Here is a 598-nt window from a genome sequence, read left to right on the forward strand (position 1 = left end):
ACGTCAGCACCCGATCGCAGTCCCAAGATCACGCGTAATGATTTTCCTTGCATTTGACGGGGCGTCCACACACATCCACCGCCCGCAGACCTCGATGTAAGTTTCATCAACGTGCCACTTGCCGATGACCGGTCGCTTGCGCCGATTAAACTGCTCAAGCAGGAGCGAAGCATAGTGAAGGGTCCAGCGGTGGATAGTGGCATGATCCACCTCCACGCCGCGTTCGGCCATCATCTCTTCGAAATTCCGGAGGCTCAGGCCATTGGCCAGATACCACCGGACGCACAGCAGGATTACCGAGCGATCAAAATGGCGGCCCTTAAACATCATGCACCTCCGGAGCGTGCCGGAGGCATAGGCCGAACGGAGTTACCGAAAGGTTTGCGACAGTTCCCTGGCGCCGACCCGAACCTCACGCTTTGCAGCCCTGGCCGGCTGATTGGTTCGCCAATAGTATCGACCGCCAATGTAAGTCGGCTTCGGGAACACCTATGCCCTCCTGTATTCGGGCTAATGCGATTTGTCGGCTGCAAGCGGGAGGGCGGCAAGCGCACGGTTGCGTAGGGCATACTCCGCTCTGGTGCCGGCGATCTGGCCC

At 59.0% G+C, this 598-nt stretch carries 1 pseudogene; it reads right to left on the reverse strand.

Annotation, left to right across the window (positions count from 1 at the left end):
- Nucleotides 1-72: 72 nt before the first annotated feature.
- A pseudogene (locus DC522_RS33980) lies at nucleotides 73-327 on the reverse strand (IS6 family transposase); the annotation flags it as partial.
- Nucleotides 328-598: the final 271 nt, after the last annotated feature.

Source organism: Microvirga sp. KLBC 81 (assembly GCF_003075415.1).
In the GTDB taxonomy this organism is placed as follows: Bacteria; Pseudomonadota; Alphaproteobacteria; order Rhizobiales; family Beijerinckiaceae; genus Microvirga.